This is a genomic window from Streptomyces sp. NPDC100445 (assembly GCF_044759735.1).
Taxonomy (GTDB): domain Bacteria; phylum Actinomycetota; class Actinomycetes; order Streptomycetales; family Streptomycetaceae; genus Streptomyces.
The window spans coordinates 1-1,615 of the sequence record NZ_JBIVZV010000036.1; the positions used below are offsets into that span (position 1 = coordinate 1).

The 1,615-nt window shown below is 71.8% G+C and carries 1 protein-coding gene; it reads right to left on the bottom strand.

Annotation, left to right across the window (positions count from 1 at the left end; all coding sequences use genetic code 11):
• Nucleotides 1–1,615: type I polyketide synthase (locus ACIQVT_RS34730; protein WP_403763780.1), on the bottom strand; the 1,615-nt coding region annotated here is incomplete at both ends.

Below are 1,615 nucleotides of genomic sequence, written 5' to 3' on the forward strand. Positions count from 1 at the left end.
GCGACGACCAGTGCGGCAGCGTCCTCCAACGACCACACACCCGCCAGATAGGCGGCCGTCACCTCACCGATGGAATGCCCCGCCAGACAGTGGGGGCGCACACCCCAGGACCGTACGAGGCGGTACAACGCCACCTCGACCGCGAACAGCGCCGGCTGCGCGAACGCCGTCCCGTCCAGCAGCTCCGCGGCCTCGAAGACCACCGCCTTCAGAGACCGGCCGAGCCTGGGGTCGACCGCCGCGCACACCTCGTCGAACGCCTCGGCGAACACCGGATAGGACTCGTACGCCTCGCGTCCCATACCGACGCGCTGCGACCCCTGGCCGGTGAACAACACCCCCAGACGGCCCGGCACCACGCTCTCCGGCCGTACCGCCCCCAGACCCTCCCGCGCCGCCCCCACCGACTCGGCGACCACCACGGCGCGATGGTCGAAATGGGTTCGGGTCGTCGCGAGTGAGTACGCCACATCGGTGAGGTTCGGCGGGTTGCCGGCGTCCAGGTGGGAGGCCAGCGCCGCGGCCTGCGCCCGCGCCGCCTCGGGAGACGCGCCCGACACGAGCAACGGTACGACGGTGTCCGGAGTCCCCTCCGCACGGTCCGCCGGGGGCTCCGCCTCGACGGCCTCCAGGATGACGTGGGCATTGGTGCCGCTGAGCCCGAACGAGGAGACCGCCGCGCGACGCGGACGCCCTTCCGTCTCCGGCCACTCCCTCGACTCCGTCAGCAACCGCACCGCGCCGGCCGACCAGTCGACCTGCTGAGACGGCTCGTCCACGTGCAGGGTCTTCGGCAGCACCCCGTGCCGCATCGCCTGCACCATCTTGATGACGCCCGCCACGCCCGCCGCGGCCTGCGCGTGCCCGATGTTCGACTTCAACGAGCCCAGCCACAACGGCTCACCCCCGGCCCGCTCCTGGCCGTAGGTGGCGATCAACGCCTGCGCCTCGATCGGGTCACCCAGGGACGTGCCCGTACCGTGCGCCTCGACGGCGTCCACGTCGGCCGCCGACAGACCCGCGCTCGCCAGCGCCTGTCGGATCACTCGCTGTTGGGAGGGGCCGTTCGGCGCGGTGATGCCGTTGGACGCACCGTCCTGGTTGATCGCCGCGCTCCGTACCAGGGCCAGCACCTCGTGACCGTTGCGGCGGGCGTCGGACAGGCGCTCCAGCAGGACGAGGCTGACGCCCTCCGACCACGCCGTACCGTCCGCGCCCGCCGCGAACGACTTGCACCGTCCGTCGGGTGCCAGGCCCCGCTGCCGGGAGAACTCCACGAAGCTGCCGGGCGTGGCCATGACGGCGACGCCACCGGCCAGCGCGAGCGAGCACTCGCCGCTGCGCAGCGCCTGCATGGCGGAGTGCATCGCCACGAGCGACGACGAGCACGCCGTGTCCACCGTCATCGCCGGGCCTTCGAAGCCGAAGGTGTAGGCGACCCGGCCGGAGATGAAGCTGCCGGCGTTGCCGTTGCCGAGGAAGCCTTCCAACTCCTCGGGCACGCGCGTCAGATTGGTGGCGTAGTCGTGGTACATGGCGCCGGTGAAGACACCCGTGCGGCTGCCCTTCAACGTGGTCGGATCGATCCCGGCCCGCTCCAACACCTCCCACGACA